The following is a 21,701-nucleotide window of genomic DNA, read 5'->3' on the forward strand; positions in this document are numbered from 1 at the left end:
GAGAAGTAGTGATTGAATTAATCAATATGCACTGTACCTGGTTCCGGCAGCTCATATTCATCACCAAACCTCATTGCTAAAGCCATTACATCGCTCATATTTACTGCTCCGTCATTAGTTAAATCGCATTTTTTGTTAAAATTCGGGTCTTTTGATGTTGTACCGAAAGCTAATGCCATTTCTACAACGTCTCTCATATTGACTTTTCCATCTCCATTTATATCCGCTGGATTAGGCTTCTTTGGAGGTGAAGTAGGAATAAGGCCTCTAGCTTCCTCAAATGAAGCCAGCCATGCAAGTGATGCATTAAGATCAACATTAACTTCATTAGTCAAATAATTAAAATAATCATCTTCATAGCACTTCTGAGCAGGTAAATAGTTAGAATCACCATCTATTACAGCCCTCATTGCATTAAGAAGTGAAGTTGCCCCACTAACTAAAAATCCACCTGGAGCCTTTGGCAAATTGTGGTTATCCTGGTAAGCAAACAATCCATGGTTTGGATTTATTACTGGATTTTCACCATAACCTGTGATATAACTCTTAACCATAGGATTTCTGCCTAAAAGGTAATCCATAAACTCGTTAACACCATTTACATACTTTTTGTCTCCGGTTAAAGCATAGGCATACGCCATAACTATTGCATTATTTGCTCCAAGAAGGTTTGAACCTTGTGGGTATCCCCTTAATACAGAAGACTTGCTGTAATAAAATGGAGAAGTAATATATCTTTCAGCTAAAGGCATGCTATAGCCTTGTCCATTTTGAACTGATATGTATGAATCAGCTACTTTGGTTATATTCTTCAAAGCCTCAGGGAATTCTTGAGTTTTGTTCAGTGCCAGCGATATTGTTCCAAGACCTGCAGTAAAATCAGGCTTCATGCTTTCCTGCAGCACATGGCTATCATATTCAGGTATTTCTAAAGCCATCTGGCAATAATGCTTTGAGCCTTTTATATAATCAAGATATACACTTTTTCCTGTAGTTATATAAAGCTCACAAGCTGCCCAATAGAATTCATCATCAAAATAATCAGAAGGATACGGATTTATAGGTGAAGGACCGTTGTAGGGTTGGTATACCAGCGGATTTTTTTGTGCTGCTTCCCATGCGATTTCAGCATAAAGAAGGCATTTTCCAGAAAAATTACTGTCTATTGATTTCCAAAGTCTTGATGCCTGTGCTGCACATGAAGCAAGATAAAGAGTGGCATCTGTCGATGGCGGGGAGTATAATCTTTCTGTTATGGGTTCGCCTGTAGTAGTCAGGTAATTAGTATTGCCTTTGATTAGATAAGATGCCATACCGGCACAATCATAGCCTTCAGGAATTTGCATTCTTAGAAGTCCTTCCATACCCCAGCGTGCTTCATCAAGTATATCGGGGTAACCGTTTCCGCTTTCAGGAATATTCATTGAATTATCTTTGAAGGCATCAACTTTTCCTGTAACCAAGGCATTTTCATATTGGTTCTGCATTTTCCATAATGCCATCCCATTATAAGACAGATACTTTGTAGAAAATCCTCCGTCGTACCACCCACCTGTAGCATCAAGTATGTTTGGACCATTGTAGCTGGCAGTACCCGAGTAGTTTGCTTTATCAGGTAAATCCCCTGCAACTCTGGACCATTGGGGATTTTCACAGTAAGGCATCTTAATGTCGATGCCGCTTCTTGCATGATAAAAATATTTTAATGCATCATATTGCAGTTTTGAGTAAATATTATTTCCTATGTCAAAGGGAAAGCTTGAAGCATCGCCAGCGTATAGAGTATATCCTGTACCTGGTGTATTATAATCAGAAAAGTCTATTATCTGAACATATTCCCCTGATGCATGATCCATACGATAAGAGCTTGTTTTGCCTGACGCAACAATAGTACCCTGACTGTCCTTAAGCATCCAATTAAAAGGAGTATTATAATGTGTTTTTAAAGTGGCTTTTTTGACTGAATCCGGGTAATATCCCAATTGATTAACCCTTATATCTATTACAGGGGTTGGAGTTGGATCTGGATCAGGCGTATAACCAATAATTGAAGCACTGATGATCTTTACTTCGTTCGGTAAGGATCCGGCTAATTCTCCTCCTAAATGAAAAGCAAACTGTGCATCCTTATAATCCTTATCTGCTGTAAATGTGGTTTCGATTTGAAGTACCTTGTCAGCAATAAGACTAAATGGAGACCATTTATTATTCCATGCCTCGCCGTATGGTTCTCTCTTATCACCTATTTTTGCATATACCTTGCAATTCTTTGAAGCAACAAGCTTGAATTGTAGACGGTAAATTTGTCCTTGATAAAGACTAAAATCATCATGTACGACAGCTATATCCCATTTGTTTGTGCCTTTGGCATCCATATGTACAGTAAGGTTACCGTCTTTTACATATGAGTACGCCAAGTTTGAATTGCTAGTCATAAGCCTCCATGGTGAGCTAAAACCATCGGTAAAATCTGTTCGTTTTAGTAATTGGGATTGATCACCAAAGCACGTGCTGCTTAACAATGTAAGAACAAAAACAAACAAGACTGACACGACTGCTCTTTTTAACATTTTAATTCCCCCTTATAATTAATAAATTTAATAAATTATATATTTAAATATAATTTTATTACAGTATGAATAGTCAGGAATACATGTATGACAATATTATATCGAACATTATTATGCTTTACAATATGTATTATGTATATTAAGAAAATGTAACAGTAAGTGGTAGGATGGAAATTCATAAATATCCCAAACAGAACATGATAGGATATTGTCAACCTTTATTATTATAAATATAAAACAGGTATGGCGGATTAAATAGCCATACCTGTTTTATATTTAATAAAAGTTATATTTATAATTATGGAAGAGTGCTGAATTCATATATAATGCTGTCGTATGGTTCATACGGACCATGGGTCCAGTAATAGTCATATTTGCCCGTCTGAATTTCTCCGGAAGGAGAAAAATGTGACTTTATCTGACAACAATAAACTGTATTTGGCTCTAATCCTGTAAGTTGAAAATCCGATGTGCAATAAGTGATGCCAGAGAAGAAACTGTTAGTATCGTCACGTTTTAAAGTCAATTCTTTAGAAATTCTATTATCTGGATTATTTTTCATCCAATAAACCAATGCTGTATCATTTGATATATACGCAGAGCCGCTAAATTTTATATCAGTCGAAATAATAGCAGAATCCTTGGTGATATCACTTGCAGACATATTGGTTGTTACTTCATAAGGAAACTTGTGAAATGTTGGGTAAGGACTAGTCGGGGTTGGAGTCACATCCGCGGATGGAGTTATAGTAGGTGGCGTAGTTGGGGTAGGAGTATGTGTTGGAGTATGAGTGGGTGGACATGTTGGATCATCAGCAAGTATGTAGTAAGTTATAACTTCACCGCCTTGAACGGTTAATACCAAAGGATCTCTTGAAGCATCAGAACCTTCTAGAATATAATATGGATCTACACTTCCCCATGTATCAGTAATTATAGTGACTTTTGTTCCCTGAAGAAAAGAAAGTTTTTGAATATTATCGCCCCATGAAGCTGTAATTATACTTTCTCCTTCTATGGATGGAGGTGAAATAATTACTGAACCGCCTCCAGTACCGCCAATATCGTCATTACCTACAACACGTAATGTTATTTTTACAGGATATGAATAATCACTGGATATTTTGTTAAAATGCTTGGATAAAGTCACAATATCAGTCATATTTATTACATTATCGCAATTGAAATCTCCAACAGCATTAAAGCTTGTATCTTCAGAAGTCATACCGAAACTTTTGGCCATCTCAATTACATCTGCCATGTTTATGGCATTATCTTGGTTTATATCACCTGCCCACATTGTTATAGGTTCTTCTAAGCTTCCGGCATTTACAGCACTATTTGCGTATGTTTTTGTTAAATATCCTGGCTTACTAATCGTAACATCCCAAGGAAGAGTACCAATAGCGTAAAATTTAATATAGCCATCCTGATTTGTTTTGTCTTGATGTTTGATATCGCCTTTACATGAAAGTTGAATTTGAAAGTCCTTTAAGGCTAAAGGCTCACTTGCGTTAATGTCTGGTATTACTTTAAGCTCCCAATCATATATACCGGTAGGATATGGACTGGTTACAGGTCTTGTTGGAGCCGATGTATCAGCAAAGCTCTGAACGGAGCTAATTCCGGCTAATAGAGTAATTAGTAAAATTGTTATAAAGCATTTGGCTTTTCTTATGCAAAACATAAATATTACCTCCTTTTGATTATAAATAAGATTATGAAATGTAAAGCATAATTTACTAAAGGGCAAACTTATACACTTATAGGATGACATCCCCTTGCATATTCTAATATAATTATATACCATATGCTTCAAATTGCAAGAGAAAATGTATTATTTGTTTTACAGTACGAAATGGCATTGTAAACTATTGTTTTTGGCCTGGTTTTTAGCTAAAACTTTATAAGTATAGCTCAATTATGCATTTATGGCTAATAAAATTATTTTTTTGTTTATAAAATTCTTGTTTAATTTATAATTATGAAATTAACAGGTATGGCCAATTACTTAACCATACCCTGCTTTATCCCCCATAACCATGCTATTGCTGCAGAATCACTTCTACGGAAGCGTACTGAACTCAAATATACCAGTGGTGTATGGTTCATCCGGGCAGATGACATATTTATATGTAAAATTTCCCGTCTGCAATTCCCCATTAGGAGAAGCACGCATTTCTACCTGACAACAGTAGGTTGTATTTGGCTCTAGGCCGGTTAGTTGGGAATTTGATGCTTCATTGTCATATCCTAGTTTAATTAATCTGGATGATTTATCTTCGGGAGTGTCCTTTTTCCAATAAACCAAGGCTGCATTATCAGATTTATAACCATAAGAAACATTTATAACTGTGGATATAATGGCTGAATTCTTAGTGATATCACTTGCTGAAAATTTGGATGATATATGACAAGTTCCCTTGTGCAATAGAGGATAAGGGCTAGTCGGAGTTGGAGTCTGGCCAGGGGGTGGAGTTATTGACGGTGTAGGTGTAGGAGTTGGATCTTTAGCGTAGAAGTAATATGTAATTTCCTCTCCACCTTGAGCGGTAAATACCAAAGGATTTTCTGAGCTGTATGCACCACTAATATTACAAGAAAAACCTTCACTTCCCCACGTTTTAGCATTTAAAGTAACTTGTGTTCCTTTGGAAAAAGGGAATTTTAAAGATCTTTTGCTGCTATCGAATATGAATCCAAGTTTTTCGGTACCATCATTAGATATTGTCGAAATAGAAACTTCACCACCTCCTTTTGTGTTACTATCATTTATAATATTTAACTTTATTTTTACATTTTCAGATGTATCAGATGAATAATCTTCAGAAGCTTTATTAAAATGCTTGCATATAATAATGACATCGGACATATTAATTATTTTATCACAATTAAAATCTGCGGCAATATTGAATCCAGGGTCCTTGGAAGTTACACCGAAGCTCTTTGCTATCCCAATTACATCTGACATGTTAATGATGTTATCCTGATTCACATCACCTGCCCACATCAATATAGGGTCTTTTAGGGTTCCTAATGTAATAGAGTTTTGGCTTTTGTAGGTTTTTGTCAAAAAACCGGGCTTACTGATGGTCACATTCCAAGGAAGTGTGTAAACACTTAAAAGCTTAAGATAACCATTTTCGTCCGTTTTCCCCTGAAAGGTTGATCCTTTATATTCCAGTGTAATTTCAAAGTCCTCGAATACTGCAGGGGTATTTTCAGTCAAGTCAGGTTTTATATAGCACTCCATATCATAAACACCGGCCGGATACGGGTTGGACAAAGGAGTTGGTGATGGGGACTGGGCAAAGGATTGAATAAAATTTATGCTTACCAATAAAATTATTAATACAGTTGACATGTAAAACCTAGTTTTTGTTTTAGGAAACATAAGTAATACCTCCATTTTTTGATTATAAATTCAACTACAAAATGTAAATCATTATTTACTAAGGGGCAGACTTATAGACTTAATGGGTAACACCTCCTAACATATATTGACATATTACATTATAATTATATACTATATGCTTCGAATTGCAATAGAAAATGGATAATTTGTTTTACAGAACACAAAAGAGTTTTGTAAATTATGATTGAAAGTTGAGCTTTGTTAACAATTTATACTCTCTTGCACAATCCATGAAATAATTGAATAAAATGCAGTAAACAATTTTGAAACAGGAGGAATTTTTATGCAATACTCAATGGTCCTTCCAGGGCAACACCAGTTGCCCTCTCTTCCATATGCGTATAATGCCCTTGAACCTGTAATAAGCAGTAGAACACTCAGAATCCATCATGATAAGCATCACAAGTCCTATGTAGACGGTTTGAATAAAGCAGAAATAAGCCTTGTAGAGGCACGCAGACAAAATAATTATGAGTATATAAAATACTGGGAAAAGGAACTGGCGTTTCATGGCTCAGGCCATATATTACACAGTATTTTCTGGACAATTATGGGACCGAAAGGAACTGGGGGACAGCCTGGGGTCACTACTATTCCGCTGGTAAATAACTACTTTGGCAGTTTTGATGCATTCAAGGACCAGTTTAAAAATGCCACTGAGAAGGTGGAGGGGTCAGGATGGGGGATTTTGGTATGGCAGCCTGCGTGGAGACGACTGGAAATACTTCAGGCAGAAAAACACCAGAATTTAACTCAATGGAGTGGAATTCCCATTTTAGTATGTGATGTATGGGAGCATGCCTACTACCTTGATTACCAGAATGAGCGAAGGAAATTTATTGATGCCTGGTGGGATATTATTAACTGGTATGAGGTTGAAAGAAGGTTGGTCCTGGCAATTAATGGTCAGGTGCCGCTTATGTACCTATAAATTAAATATTACCTCCGATTCTATGCGAGTGTTGACTGGGTTAAGTCAATACATAAATAAATTACGGAAGTTATAGTTCAGTCATTACTAATATAATTTATATTTTATGACGATATATTTTATATAAACAACTATATTTAAACTTTTATTTATAGTTGATTGTTTGAGGAGGTAACTATGCCCTTATTGGAAGAACTCTATAACAATTTAATACAAAAATCTAATAACGGGTATGCCTTTTTTAGTGTTGTAAAAGAGGATAACGAGTATTGTACGGACTTAAGTTATATTAAAATTAATAATGCTTATGAAGAATTAACAGGTTTTAAAGGGACACAGGTACTTGGCAAAACGGTCCGTGCACTTCTTTCTGAGTTGAAAATTGAAGGCGGTGAATGGATAAGATGCTTGATAGATACAAAGATGGAGGATTATCCTATAGACGCTGAAGTGTACTCAAAGCCAACTGAAAAATGGCTTAAAGTACAAGCTTATTTACATGGAAATGAATATGTCATGCTTAACTTAATTGACATTACTACCCAAAAACAACTAAATGAGCAATATGTAGAATATAAGCGAGCACAGGATGCATTTATGGTGCTTGCTGAAAGATATAGGGTTGCAGTAGAATGCTCAAGAGATGTTATATGGGATTTGGATGCAGTTACAGGAAATATATATATTTCCGACAGATTTTTTCATACTATCGGTTATGAGAAGGAAGAATTCTTTAAAATCAATGGAAGTATATTTGAAGCTATCCATTCTGATGACAAGGAGGGCCTTAATCAGGCTTTAACACACCATATTGAGGGTAAGACTGAGAGTTTTTTAAGTGAGTTTCGCATCAAAATGAAAAATAATGAGTATAAATGGTTTATCGCTAAGGGAAGAGCTGTTGTTGATAGTTACGGTAGAATTGAGAGGATTGCTGGCTCAGCGTCTGATATCACCGAAAGGAAAAACTATGAAGAACAGATAAGACGATTGGCATATTTCGACTTTTTGACAGGACTTCCAAACAGGGCATTCCTCATTGAATTATTAGAAGCAAGAATGAATGGTTGTGAATCAAATGACTGTTCTGGTGCAATCATTCTGGTTAATATAGACAACTTTAAGTTAATAAATGATACATACGGTCATTTCTTTGGCGATAAAATGTTGAAGATTATTTCAGAGAGGCTGTGCAATATAGAGATAAATAACAAAAAGGTAATACTGACCAAGCTTGGTGGGGATGAGTTCCTATTTATTATAGATAAACCTGATAATAAAACGGAAATTGAAGAAATAGCAGTTGTGATTCTTAATAGTTTTAAACAGATTGTATGTTTGGAAGATAAATCTTTTTATATTACTTGCAGCATGGGAGTGGCTCAATATCCTGAAAATGGCATCAAGGTATATGATATTATAAAAAATGCTGATACTGCTATGAATAGGGCCAAAGCTAACGGTAAGAATTGTTGTGCATTTTATAATCAGGCTATGGGCACCGAAATTGCAGAAAAGCTTGAGATGGAAAATTATTTGAGGCTTGCTTTAGAAAGAAATGAGTTTAAGCTTTATTACCAACCTCAGGTAGATATAGCATCTGCAAAAATTATAGGGTTTGAAGCACTAATTCGTTGGTTTAGCCCTAAATATGGCCTTGTATCTCCCATGGCATTTATTCCTTTGGCAGAAGAGAATGGCCAAATAATAGAAATCGGAAACTGGGTAATAGAGAATGTATGCAAATTTGCAGTGAAAATAAACAAGCTGCATGATAAAAACCTTCATGTAACATTAAATGTTTCAGCTGTGCAGTTTATGCATGAAGAGTTTATTGACAAGTTGTTTGATGCAGTTGAGAAATATGGTGTAAATCCACATAATCTAGGTATTGAACTGACAGAATCAACACTATTGGAATCTTCTGAAAACATTGTTGCAAGACTAAATAAGTTAAGGAACGCCGGCTTCAAAGTTTACCTGGATGACTTTGGTACTGGGTATTCTTCCATGACCTATTTAAGAAAGCTTCCTATAGATATAATCAAGATCGATAAATCATTTGTGGGTGATATTGGAAATTATGAAGTGGAGAAAAAGCTGTTGAAGTCAATAGTACACCTTGCCCAAGAAATCGGCCTGAAGGTTGTTGCGGAAGGTGTTGAGACCAAGGAACAGCTGGATTTTCTAGCCAGCAGCAAGTGTGATATAATACAGGGATTCTTATTCAGCAAGCCTGTTTCAGAGGAAGATGTTGAGAAGATGCTTACAGAGCTTAGCAAGGTTGATTCGATATAAAATATATAAAAAGTGATTTTACCGTAATAAAAAGTGGTAAAATCACTTTTGCTTTAATTTTCCAATCCATCTACATCTTCTTATAAAGCCGATACATAATAATAGCTGCGTCACCCCTCGTACATGAGCCGACACCATTAAAACAGTTGTCAGGCTTTTTAACTATCAGACCTTCTCTGCTTCCAAGGGCAGCATATTTCCTAACCCATTGAGGTATGCTGTTTTTATCTGCAAAATTTAAGTATTTGTCCAGATTTTTTGGATAGTAATACCCCGCTCTTTCATTAAGGGTGGCAGCACAAATTTTTACTATTTCCTGTGCGTTAATAATTCTGCTACCTCTAAAGGTCTTATCTTCATAACCATCTATTATACCTTCGCTACTGGCAATTGATACCATATTGTAATACCAGGCGGTCTTTAAAACATCTTTAAAATCACAGGCAGCATCAACATCTATAAGATTCAAGCCTTTTACAATGAGGCTTGTAAATTCGCTTCTGTTGATTGATGCATTCGGATCAAAAGAATTATTATTTCTTCCGCTTATAATACCCTTTGAAGCAAGAACCTCCACTGCCTTTTTCATTTCAGAATTTTCCTTTCCTATATCCTGAAAGGATTTTTTATCCTCCACAATGATATAATCGCCGGAAAATGCAGTGCTTATCTGGAGTACTTTATAATCCAAATCCTCATGTCCACCCATATTATAAAAATTGTCATCTGATTCATGCAGCATGGTGCTATACTCGGGGTCGCCATCTCCATATGGAAGCTCATAGCCGATTTTTCCGCTGATCTTTTTAATTGTTCCTAATCGTGGACTTGTGAATTTCAGGTTTATCCTGCTGCTTTTAATATTTTTAATATCAAGGGATGTCTTCTTGCTTTCGGTAAGTGTTATTGTCATATTATCGTTTAGCTGGTTTTCTGCATACTTGTTAAATAAAATGACGTTTCCCAGATTTGTTGAAATCCTTACATCTACCTTTTCCTTCATAATACCTATGATATCTTTATCGCAATTCAAGTTTATTTTATTATGAATTCCATCTACCAAGACGTTGATACGTGTCCTGATATCCCTAATGTCTTCGGTGATATAATCCTTTAAAATTTTTTCAATATCACTTTTAGCTTCTTTGACTATCTGACTTTGAGGCAATATAAGATTCTTATTTATTTCCACCTTGTCACCGACGGGATTAACTCTTCTAAGGCTTATATCCTCAATAGCTTTTTCGGCCTTTTTTATAAGTGCTTCATTCATATCACCATATATGTCACTAGTACCTTTGTATTGATCAGCTAATTTGGTTATTTCTGATTTAAAGTCATCCAGCTTTTTGTTATAATCGGCTGCAGACAATATGGGTGGAGGCTCGGGAGTATTTGATGGTGCTATTGTAAATGAAGGCACAGGTGTATCTGATGATTCAGGTGACGCAGCTGCAGGATAGCTTGTTGCAGAATTATATATAATGCTATAGGGTGTAGGTGTAGCAGTTGATGATGATGTAGGTGTAGCGGTTGGCGATGGTGTGGGTGTAACTGTTGATGGTGGTGTGGGTGTAGCTGTTGATGGTGGTGTTGGTGTAGCATTTGAAGGAATAAGAATTTCATTTGTATTTATATCTATATTTCCTCTATATGATAGTGAATAAGCTACTTTTGTATCTTTATCGGAAGGAGTTACCTCAGGCACCTGAAGTGTTACCGCATTTGAACTTTTGTCAACGCCGTAGATATCGAATGTAACAGCTTGTGGTACTCCGTTTATTATGCTGTTAACGGAAAAATCTTCACGGTTAACCGATTCAGCATTTATTCCGGCCATGTATATTTCAATCATGTTATCTTTTAAGAATGTACTGCTTATAAAAGGCTCAACAGGTATATATAAAGGATCTTCATAATAGGACCCGTTTATTTGTCCCAACATTAAAAGTTCACCGGAGGTATTGATGTAACTGCTTGTATTGTAAGTAGTTGCAAAGCTGGATACATTATCTGCCAGTAGGATTGGTGAATGCATTATGTAAGATTCTCCACCTTCGGATGATTCATCCCTTCCAAGCTGGAAACTCCAGTTGCTTCCCCAGCCGTATAAAGATCCATTGTTATCTAAAGCAAGAACATGTGAATCTGTTGAGGATAATTCTTTAATATTGTCCATTACTAATCCGGGAGCATCCGGAAATGTTTCTGTGAGCCTACCCAATTCGCCGTTATAGTTTGAGCCCCATGAGTATACTGATCCATCAGACTTTAAAGCGTATGATGAATTAGTAGCTACAACAACATCTGCTACATCGTCCAATACTTTTGAAGGCAGATTTTTTATATCAGAAATTTCGTCTCCTTCCAATTGAACATATTGCTTTTCTCCCCAGGTCCACAAAGAATTATCCTTTTTGATTGCATAGCATGTATAATTTCTTACTTTAATTTTCTTTACATCATCCATAAGCTTGACGGGTATATTACTTACGATATCGGGATTGTTACCTAGCACTCCAGAGGAGTTGTATCCTAAGCCCCACAGACTGTGTTCAGCTTTTAGCATTAATACAAAACATGGGCCGCCGGTAACATCTACTACATTGTCTGTCAGTTTTTGAGGTGTTGTAGAAGGCTCTGATTCCCCATCAATACTATCACCCCATCCCCAGAGTGTAAGATCGTTCTTTATTGCATAACAATGAGAATAGTCATCGGCATAAATTTTGTATACATCATCCATTACACTAACAGGCTTTGGCCTGTAAGTCATAGTACCGTCTCCGATCTGCCCATATTGATTACTGCCCCAGGACCAAAGCTTTTTATCGCTTGTCAAAGCTAGAATATTGCCCCCAGCACCTATGGATACATCAGCAACACTCTCCAGCATTTTTACAGGTGAGGTAGGTATAACGATTGGGTCATTTATTGGTTCAGATTCATCTGATTCAGGGGCTTCCTGATTAAAGCTATTATTGTTATACCACTGCCAAAGACTGTCATCATCGAGGATACCGATAGAAATATTAGCATTGGTAAAGATTTTTTTCCATCCATAAGGTGATACTGCTGGTGATTCTTCCGGTGAACCGGTTTCAACAGGCGTAGGCGTAATTTGCGATGAACCAGTATCAATAGGTGAAGGTGTAACTTCTGGTGAATAACCAGAGTCGGTAGAAATAGGAGTGGTCTCTTCAGCTTCTAATGGGATGTCTTCTCCTGCTGCAATGCTGCAAAGTGAACCTAATGGAAGTAAATTCAAGATTAAACATATTGTCAGTAAATAGACTAAAAAACGCTTCATAAAAATATCTCACTTTCTAATGTAAGTCATGATCAAAAAATAAATTTCATTCATGCCTAAACTTCAATACAATGTTAAAAACAAAATTGCAAGGAATTTTGTTATGTTACCAATATATATAATAATCCTTGTTGTAATGGTATACAAGAAGAAATTTTCCACAACCTAAAAAGGCAGCCAAGTAAGCTGCTCAATTCTCAAAAAACATTTATGTTTAAATACATTAAAAGATTAATCACTTGGTGTTTTTTTTAATGGTAATCTTTACACCCATTACGCCCAGAAATTTTGAAAGCCAATCTGGATGGGCCGGCCAGGCTGGTGCTGTAATGAGATTATTATCCACATGTGCTTTATCAACATCCACATTAATATATGTGCCTCCTGCTTTTTCTACATCAGGCTCAAGGGCGGGATATGCACTTAAGTGTCTGTTTTCAACAACACCTGCAGCAATCAGTACCTGTATGCCATGACAAATAGCTGCTATGGGTTTATTAGCATCAGAAAAGTGCTTCACTATATCCAGAACTGTTTTATTGAGACGTATGTATTCAGGAGCACGTCCCCCAGGGATTACAAGAGCTGCATAACTAGAAGGATTTACACTGTCAAAGTCTGCATTGAGGGAAAAATTATGGCCTCTTTTTTCACTATAAGTTTGATCGCCTTCAAAATCATGTATAGCAGTTCTTATAATGTCACCGGATTTTTTATCAGGGCACACTGCATCAACAGTAAAGCCTACCATTTGAAGAGCCTGAAATGGAACCATTATTTCATAGTCTTCAACGTAATCTCCAACAAGCATTAAAATTTTCTTTGACATAATTATACCTCCTTGATTAAATTTGCATAAATGTTGATTTTATATATAATAAGTATATATAAAATGGAAAAACAATGCAATATTATATGTTTAAGGAAGTGATTAATTATTTTCTTTTAATCCTGTTTAACTGTGGGCGAAGGGTTATGTCACTAACAACAATGTTGCTGCTGTTTGAAAGTACATATTCCAGTGCATCAGCTATTTGCTCATCCAGTATTGCTGCACCGTCTTCGTCTGTATAAGTAAAATCAAGAGAATCATAGAAATTACTTTTGGTAATATCAGGATGAATAGTTGTGATCTTAACGCCAGATTTTCTGACCTCCTCAAAGAGGCTTGTAAAGAAGTGAGAAAGTCCTGCCTTAGTAGCTGCATATGCACAACCATGGGTGCTGACTTTTTTTGCTGTAACCGATGATATTGATAAAATCATGCCTCTGCTTTTTTTCAGCGACCTCAAAAGAAGCTGGCAGAGGATCAAGGGAGCCTCCAGATTAGTACGGATCAGGGTTTGAAGATCCTTAACTGCTATCTGTTCATGGGGGCCGAAGCAGCCTACTCCTGCATTGTTTATAAGAAGGTTTATTTCGGGTTCATGATCCAATATGGATGAAACAGTTTTTACTAGTTGATCGGTATTTAAAAGATCACACTCTACAGGTATAAAGTTGGTATGGGAAAAAGGAATGCCATTCGAACGTGACAGGCCGTAGACCTTATAGCCCAAGGATACCAGCCTCTTTGCCATAGCATGTCCTATACCCTTTGATGAACCTGTTAATATTGCAGTCTTCATAATGTAAATATTCTCTCCTTTTTAATATATTTTGAAAGTATATCAATGTGTTTTGATTTGATTTCCTCCTGGGTTTCAAGTGGGTAGGATACCACATCATTATAATGACTGTAGTCCTGTGCAAAAAGCCAAGAATTATTTTGCTTCTCAATCCTTTTGAAAAAATCATGGGACATGCGGAAAAAACCATAACCCACATCTAAAATATCATCAGAATGAATTTTATCGAAAATATATTGGAAAAAAGGTTCATAAAGAGCATCGGTACCAGGATTGATAAATATCGGATCAAGGCAGATTCTGATTTTGTATCCTTCACTGATAGCTGTCCTTATTGCTTTAAGCCTTATATCCAAAGAAGGTGTATGCTTTTCGAATTTTTTTATAATGCCTTCAGGTGAGAGTGTAAAACCGATAATAACATTTTCTGTAGGCGGATAATTTCTATAGAAGCTTTCGTTGCCGCTTTTGGTACGGATTTCTACTGTTATATCGGTATTTGCTTTGAAAAAATCATAGAAATACTCCATATAGGGTATAGCATTATGAAAAGCAATTAGGTCAGTGTCATAAGAGGCAGCCAGATAAATGGGTTTATTTGAAGCTGCATCTTTTATAGCTTGTTTATATTGCTCAGTGTTCACAAATGCAACAAGGTTTGCTGATGGATACATCCCTTGAAGATAGCAGTACTCACAATCAAAAACACAGTTTAATAAAAAGGATGTATAACAAAAGTTGGTGTGCCCAAAGTTCTGGCAGACCTCAGGACCTTTGTACAGAAAATTATCTTTCTTAACAGCCAGTATCAATGATTGGTTATGCTTTTGAATAGAGAAATTCTGCTTTGGGCGGTTGAATACATCCTTATAGTTGCGGATTTTAATAATCGGTGTACTAGAATGATTTTTAAGTATTTCTCTGGTAATTGGAAACTCAAAAGCATTTTCCTCTATATATATTGAATTAAAAAGTCTTTTGTCTGATATCTTCGATGATTTGTACAAAGATTTTCTTCCCCTCCAATTTAGTGTTAGCCTTGTTATCAAGATATTTTTTCAGAACTTCTATTGCAGTCAACCCTTTTGTTTTGGCTTTCTTTACTTCTGTCTGAAGAATCCCCTTCATAGCAGAAGAAAGCCTTACATTTTGTGAAATTACTGAAATGAGCTTTTCCTCCTCTTCAAAGTTAGGGGAGCTTACCATGAGGGTCAATTGTTTTAGCTCATTAATTATTCTATCCAATATTGGGATGTTATTGTTTATATAACCCCTAAGGACTTGTTTATCAAGATTTTCTGGAGTAAGGAAGTCTGAAACTATTTTTAATATGGCCACCTGATGAGTGTTAAAAAACTTATAGGAAGCTTCCATAATTCCTGCAGACTCCATATCAAAAAAGTTATCTTCATAGCTACTGTTATCGTGTGTGACTGGTTTGGAACAGCAAGCTAAAGGTTCCTTAGGTAAATCATACCCTGCATAAACATCAGGGTAATAGTCCTTTCCTGTATCCAAATCGGTTACCTTATTTATGAGAAGCAGGCTGCCCAAGGGGTATTTTCTAATCCTTGCACCGCAAAAACCTACATTTATAATAATATGATTGGCAGTTGAGCTGTATGTGGAACGTAAAAAGGTTATGGCTATAGCAGACTTAACCTTTCCAATTCCGCTGACAATAAGAGAGATATCTTTATTGGCAAATACCGGATATGGATGAACAGACATATCCCTTTTAAGCTTGTAGTGATCAATAATTGGAGATGCTTCCAACATAAGTGCAGTTACAATATAGATCATAGTTTCAAAAGTTCTCCTCCCACTTGTTGTATAGTAAATTTGTGAGGAATTTCCTGTAATATTATATCATATGGTTGACTAAGCAGAAAAGCTATGTGATTTTGTTCTCGATGCCATAACTTCTTAATTTGTCCATCCATATATGTTATTTATTTCTAGCTAATGATATAATATAGTAAATTAAATACTTCTATATTAAAAGGAATAATGTAATATTATTAACACTTTTAATATGGAATAGGGGGGAATGTAGATTGAAAAGTTGTGGATATGATCTGCTGGTACAAGTTGATGAGAGGGTTTTGAACAAGGGCTTGGCCGCTTTGTTCTACACTGGAAAGCTTAAAGTAACAGGAACATATTCGTATGTTCAAGGTGTTCCGGAAGAGCTGAGAAGTTTTACAGAAGTAAAATACAAGGTCCGTTTGAAGAATGAGCCGTATATTGACTTTCTCGAAAAAGAGACAGTTGGAATAAGGCTATCGGTAGAAGCTAATCTTAATGTATTGACCGGTGTTGATATTGAAGTTGACCTGGATTTCGGTGCAACTGCCACATTTAAATTCGACCCCGAAAACAAAAGCGTAACATATGACTTAACTGAAACAAAAATATATGATATTCATATTGAGGATAAGCTTCAATTCCATCAGAATGTACTTGAGCGTGTTAACCTCATAATAAAAATCTTATTAAGGCACTATTTAACTGAAGATATCAAAACTATATCCCTCCCATTGAAGCTGACGAGCATTGGGCTTAACCTTCCTACCATACCTGATTCAAAAGATAATCTTCTACCTGTTAAGCTAGGTAACATTACAATTCTCAATAACCGCCTGCTGACAGTGGCTGTTAACTTCTTTGACAGTACAGGGGGAAGTTTTGAAGAAGTATCGGATATGACTGGGGGAGCAGAAATTTTTACAGCCATAAGTTATAGTACTCTGCAGAAGATTGCAAAATTCTGGTGGGATAGAACAAGCATAGAGAAGAAGAAAGAATTCGAAGGAAAACTTCCAATAAATGCACGAAGAACGCTGTCAAAGGGGATGGATCTTGCCGCTAAACTCGTTACCCTTGGGATTGTAGAGCCTCAGACAGAAATAAGGAAAGCAGATCTGATTTATGATTGCCTTGTTGAGGTTCTTGATCTGCCCCAATTCAGCTTTACCGGCGGAAATAAGGTGCTTATTAATAATTTGAAGCTCATGGCTTCAGTTAAAGCACATCTTGAAACAGAATCACACAATATTGTAAAAATTGATACAAGCGGTCCTATACCTGATATTATTACACCATGGGAGGATGACCGGGTAATATCTGAGAAGGACAAGAAGAGCTCAATACTACATATTGCTGAGGTAATAAATTTAAATATTGAATCGGCAGAGTGCATTGTATCGTTAGACGAGCAAAACAGGCTGGTCTTGAAGGTTATTGAAGCTGATTTGGAGCTCGATTTTGGTGAGAAATGGTATCAAAATTTTGGCGAAAACATTATGAACAAATTTCTTGATTTTATGGAAACAAATATTGTAAGCAAAATTCCTCCTATCGTCATTTCACCATCACTTCTTCTTGAAAATGTGGACGTGCTTGGCTACTCCTTCAATGTTGAGAGAACAGAAATAGTTTTAAATGAGGATGAGATTTCACTAAATACAAATATCAATATACGAGAGCTCTCCGACAAATCCATACCTGTACCCCTTTATATAGGCAACAAAAAATCCTTAAAACTGCACAGGTTTGACTGTCAGGTGGTTGAGGATATAGATTTTACACACAGGGCCGGTTACCATGGGGTTTATGAAGCAATCAAGGATGGATACAAACCTTGTGGTGAATGTTTAAGAGGATATTCGGTTTGATTTTATGATGAAGGGAGTGATTAAAATATGAAATCAGCAGGTTATGATATAGCACTTCTTGTTAATGAGAGATTTTTAAATCAATTGTCAGGTGCCTTGTACTACAGCGGTTTTCTTACAATTAACGGTTCGGTGGATTTTTATAAGGGGAAAATGTGTTTGGAGCATGAATTAATGGATTTTAGAAAAGAATTTTCTCAGGGGCTTGAAGGAAATGTTCCAACAGAGCTACAGGGATTTTTAAAGATGGACTTCAGGTTTAAGCTGACATCTGAGCCTTTAATAAGATTCATTCCAGGGAATGGCCTTGATGATCAAAAAATAAGCATAAACACAGGACTTAGGATTTACTTCTTTTTATGGCAGGGGCTCGAGATCAAATTTGATGCTAGAATATCAATAACTACACCAATAAAAATAGGTGATAATCTGCAGTTGGTGGCAGACCTGGAAAATGCTGGTGTTATGGAAATGCAGCTGAAATATGGTGCAAGTATGAAAAATCAGATGACAATGGACCTTGATAATATTGTTGAGAATGCACTTAAAATGTACTTTGCCAACAGGAAAATTTGCCAGAGGATTGAGCTGCCATGTATAAGCAAATTGGTTAAGGAAGTAAAACAATACATACAACCGGATAAGAATGAAGAAGGCAATGACCTTGGTATTTTGCCTATAACTCTTGATGCAGTAAAAATTGTATCACCTACAATGTTGGCATTGGGTATAAATCTCATGGGTTATAAAGGTGGGGACCCTGGGCTTTTACATGAGTTTGCAAAAAACTGCAGCCTGGCGGTTGCTGTGTCGGAGACAGCTATTTTCAAGGTGTTTTCTTATGTATGGAATCATTCCCGTTTCTCCAGAGCTCTTGGAAGCAGCGGCAACATGTGGCTTGTTAAGGATAACGATTCGTTAACAGGTGTAAAAACAGGAACCTTAAGAGTAAAGAAGCTGGATGATTTCTTTAAGAAGGTCAGCGATATAAAAGCATTTATTGATAAAACTGTTTCAAAAGCCATAACAGGAGGATTTATAGAGGCCAGCACTGTATATAAGGGAATGGAATTTCAGTATGGGCTGGGTGTAACCCTGAAAAATGAGCCTAAATTTGATCTTTTAGGCGGTAATTTGGTCTCTATTTATAACATGGCATTTAGTGTGAACTTAAGGCTCGCTTGCTATTGCACAATTGAGTACAAGGTGGAAGTTGATACCAATGGATGGTTTCCCGACTGTCTCACCCCATGGGATGATGATATAACAATCTACACAAGAAACAAACGTCTCAGGCTTTTTGACAGGCGTTTGAGCCTTAGCAATCTTGAACTTAAATATGGGCGTGGAAAATTGGTCTGGGATGATGAGAGAAATGCATTAAGTTTTGAAGTGGAAAAGATCAACCTCTATTGGAATTTTGAAGATCCTAATTCGCCACTTCACGGACTTCCCGGGGATTTGATAAACTGGATCACTGACCAGTTGGAAGATGATATTGTAAAGAAGATACCAAAGGTTACAGTAACACCAACATTGACTTATGGTGTGCCGTATATTCCATTTCCTCTTAAAATTACAGGAAAAAATATTGAAGTTACCAACAGTGAAGTTATTATGGCCGCTGACCTGGAATTTGAAGAGCTTGGGAAGAGCACTTATCCGGTACCCAAGTACATTGTTAATATTAATAACGGCGAAATCCATAAAATTGGCTGTGATTCGGTTATAGATACTTATGAGGTCCATCAGCGAAGCTATCATTTGCTCAGTGAAGCACTAAATCACGGATATGATGGATGCAGCAAGTGTTTGCCGGCATTTCACAAGAAATAATAAGCATAGAAGTCACACATAAAGTGCTAAATATACAAAAATATTCTAATACTGTATTGATTTATGGCAGATTTATGATATAATTAAGTTACAGGTTGGAGGCCCTCAAGGGCTTGTTCAGTACTAGCAGCGGCGGTTGTTAGTATTGGATGGGTAGGGTGATTGTTATCCGGATTTAAATGGTGGGCATTGCACGTTTTGACTGCGGTGTCGAGAAACATGGAAAGATTAGTGCCGGATGTAGACTTGATCTCCCAACTTGTAACTGAGAATTTATGGCTGCCCCTTAATTGGGGCAGCTTTGTTTATGCCTGAGAGATGGGAGAAGTGTAAGCGGCGGATAATATCCGATGCTTGCACTTTTTTGTGTCTTGCATCAATATTACATTTTTAGGAATGGAGTGCTAAATTGGATGGGTATAATAATTGGTTATTGGATGTTGTGAAGGTGTTAATATGGTTATATAATTAAATTGGATTAGTCCAATGGAGGTGATTGGCATCAAAATTGCAATTGATAAAAATATTAATACACCAATATATTTGCAAATATTTGAACAGATAAGGGGACAGATTCTTCGAGGAGAACTGATGCCGGGTTTTAAGCTTCCTCCGGAAAGAAAGCTGGCCGATAGCCTGGGAGTTAATAGAAGTACTGTATTAAATGCATATAGGGAACTTAAGGCAGAGGGATTTGTAGAGTCCAAAGTAGGGAACGGCACTATTGTTCTAGCTTGTATTCAGGAAGAAATTAATAAAACCAATGAGTTTAGTGAGCCTACATGGAATCACATTTTCAGCCAATATTCTGCTGGGTTTGATTCACATATGGTAAAGGATTTGCTGGCATTGGCCAGCAGAAAGGATGTAATCTCATTTGCCACAGGTATTGCTGCACCTGAAAGTGGTCCCATTGAAGCGTTGGAGGGAATTGAACGGGATATTATAGAAAACAGGAATTTCAGGCCGCTGCTCCATTCACCAACAGAAGGATTTGTCACACTTCGCAGTGCTATAAGCGGTTTGATGCATAAAAGAGGGGTCTACTGCAGTCATGAAGAAGTTATGATTCTTTCGGGGTCACAGCAGGGCATTGATATAGCGGCAAGGGTTCTATTGGATCCTGGAGATATTGTGGTGGCCGAAGAACCAACATTTTTTCCGGCTGTTCAGGCTTTTAAAGCAACAGGGGCCAGAATAATGGGTGTTCCGGTTGATGAGAATGGTATGAGGATTGATGATCTGGAGCAGCTTCTTCAAAGGTACAGACCAAAGCTTATTTATACCATGCCAAGTTTTCACAATCCATCAGGTGTAGATATGGATCTTGCAAGGAGAAGGCGGCTTATAGAGTTGGCCAACAGGTATCGGATATTGATAATGGAGGATGATGCATATGGTGATTTATGCTATGAGGGGCATCAACTACCGCTATTAAAGTCGATGGATGGCAGCGGATATGTTATTTATATCAGTACATTTTCCAAAAATGTATATTCAGGTTTAAGGCTTGGATGGATGGTTGCACACAAAAAGGTTGTTACAAGATTTGCACAAGTCAAACAGATCATGGATTTACACTCAAGTAGCTTGTCCCAGGCTATAATAGAAAAGTTTATTTTAAACGGCGGTATAGAAAAGCATATATCAAAGCTATGCAAAGATTACAAATACAAAAGGGATGCTATGTGTGATGCACTTTCCAGGTTTGCACCCGCAGGAATGACATGGACCAGGCCAAAGGGCGGATATTATGTGTGGTGTAATCTCCCGGAAGGTATATCGGCAACAGATCTTGTTTCAAAGGCTGCAGAGAAAAAGGTGGTTTTTGTACCAGGCACATCGTTTTATTTATCGTCAGGCCAGGGTGATAATCAAATACGTCTCAATTTCACATATGCTTCATTAAGTGATATTGCTGTAGGAGTGCGATACCTCTGTGAAGCGATAAAAGAACTGACTGAAAGCAGTAAAAAGAATGATCCTTACATGGATATTGAAATAAATCCAATTGTTTGATGAAAATGGAGGTGTTT

The 21,701-nt window shown here is 36.8% G+C and carries 13 protein-coding genes; 5 read left to right on the forward strand and 8 right to left on the reverse strand.

Annotated elements, in window-relative coordinates; translation table 11 throughout:
* Nucleotides 1-17 precede the first annotated feature (17 nt).
* From Bccel_RS25245 to Bccel_RS25255, 3 genes are all read right to left on the reverse strand, one after another.
* Nucleotides 18-2,570: a glycoside hydrolase family 9 protein gene (locus Bccel_RS25245; RefSeq protein ID WP_050753843.1), complete on the reverse strand. Its 2,553-nt coding sequence runs from the start codon at nucleotides 2,568-2,570 to the stop codon at nucleotides 18-20.
* A 298-nt stretch (nucleotides 2,571-2,868) separates the two neighbouring features.
* Nucleotides 2,869-4,257, reverse strand: coding sequence for a dockerin type I domain-containing protein (locus tag Bccel_RS30480; RefSeq protein WP_036943585.1), 1,389 nt, complete (start codon nucleotides 4,255-4,257; stop codon nucleotides 2,869-2,871).
* Nucleotides 4,258-4,635: 378 nt separating this feature from the next.
* Nucleotides 4,636-5,964: a dockerin type I domain-containing protein gene (locus tag Bccel_RS25255; protein ID WP_036943587.1), complete on the reverse strand. Its 1,329-nt coding sequence runs from the start codon at nucleotides 5,962-5,964 to the stop codon at nucleotides 4,636-4,638.
* A gap of 304 nt (nucleotides 5,965-6,268) precedes the next feature.
* Here Bccel_RS25255 and Bccel_RS25260 point away from each other — a divergent pair, with 304 nt between their 5' ends.
* Complete coding sequence (locus Bccel_RS25260; protein WP_036943588.1) at nucleotides 6,269-6,916, forward strand: superoxide dismutase; 648 nt, start codon at nucleotides 6,269-6,271, stop codon at nucleotides 6,914-6,916.
* Between the two features lie 177 nt (nucleotides 6,917-7,093).
* Complete coding sequence (locus Bccel_RS25265; RefSeq protein ID WP_050753844.1) at nucleotides 7,094-9,214, forward strand: sensor domain-containing protein; 2,121 nt, start codon at nucleotides 7,094-7,096, stop codon at nucleotides 9,212-9,214.
* Between the two features lie 70 nt (nucleotides 9,215-9,284).
* Here the strand turns inward: Bccel_RS25265 and Bccel_RS25270 are convergent, their stop codons facing one another.
* The 5 genes from Bccel_RS25270 to Bccel_RS25290 all read right to left on the reverse strand — a co-directional run bounded on the left by Bccel_RS25270 (nucleotide 9,285) and on the right by Bccel_RS25290 (nucleotide 15,955).
* Nucleotides 9,285-12,524 (reverse strand): S-layer homology domain-containing protein, encoded by a 3,240-nt coding sequence (locus Bccel_RS25270; protein ID WP_036943590.1) that lies wholly within the window; start codon nucleotides 12,522-12,524, stop codon nucleotides 9,285-9,287.
* 235 nt (nucleotides 12,525-12,759) lie between these two features.
* On the reverse strand, nucleotides 12,760-13,353 hold the full coding sequence (locus Bccel_RS25275) for a DJ-1/PfpI family protein (protein WP_036943591.1): 594 nt from the start codon (nucleotides 13,351-13,353) through the stop codon (nucleotides 12,760-12,762).
* A 106-nt stretch (nucleotides 13,354-13,459) separates the two neighbouring features.
* Nucleotides 13,460-14,152: an SDR family oxidoreductase gene (locus Bccel_RS25280; protein WP_036943593.1), complete on the reverse strand. Its 693-nt coding sequence runs from the start codon at nucleotides 14,150-14,152 to the stop codon at nucleotides 13,460-13,462.
* A complete protein-coding gene (locus Bccel_RS25285) occupies nucleotides 14,149-15,159 on the reverse strand; it encodes an SPL family radical SAM protein (RefSeq protein ID WP_036943594.1) in 1,011 nt (336 codons plus the stop codon). Before Bccel_RS25285 ends, Bccel_RS25280 begins: the two co-directional genes overlap by 4 nt.
* On the reverse strand, nucleotides 15,119-15,955 hold the full coding sequence (locus Bccel_RS25290) for a 5'-methylthioadenosine/S-adenosylhomocysteine nucleosidase family protein (RefSeq protein ID WP_036943596.1): 837 nt from the start codon (nucleotides 15,953-15,955) through the stop codon (nucleotides 15,119-15,121). The genes Bccel_RS25285 and Bccel_RS25290 overlap by 41 nt, the downstream gene beginning before the upstream one ends.
* A gap of 254 nt (nucleotides 15,956-16,209) precedes the next feature.
* Here Bccel_RS25290 and Bccel_RS25295 point away from each other — a divergent pair, with 254 nt between their 5' ends.
* The 3 genes from Bccel_RS25295 to pdxR all read left to right on the forward strand — a co-directional run bounded on the left by Bccel_RS25295 (nucleotide 16,210) and on the right by pdxR (nucleotide 21,684).
* A complete protein-coding gene (locus Bccel_RS25295) occupies nucleotides 16,210-17,829 on the forward strand; it encodes a hypothetical protein (RefSeq protein ID WP_036943598.1) in 1,620 nt (539 codons plus the stop codon).
* Nucleotides 17,830-17,856: 27 nt separating this feature from the next.
* Entirely contained in the window at nucleotides 17,857-19,665 is a 1,809-nt protein-coding gene (locus tag Bccel_RS25300; RefSeq protein WP_036943600.1) for a hypothetical protein, read from the forward strand.
* Nucleotides 19,666-20,151: 486 nt separating this feature from the next.
* Nucleotides 20,152-21,684 carry a MocR-like pyridoxine biosynthesis transcription factor PdxR gene (gene pdxR / locus Bccel_RS25305; RefSeq protein WP_242853144.1) on the forward strand — a complete coding sequence of 511 codons (1,533 nt, stop codon included), beginning with the start codon at nucleotides 20,152-20,154 and terminating at the stop codon, nucleotides 21,682-21,684.
* Nucleotides 21,685-21,701: the final 17 nt, after the last annotated feature.

Origin of the sequence: Pseudobacteroides cellulosolvens ATCC 35603 = DSM 2933 (genome assembly GCF_001262605.1) — a bacterium.
GTDB lineage: Bacteria > Bacillota > Clostridia > Acetivibrionales > DSM-2933 > Pseudobacteroides > Pseudobacteroides cellulosolvens.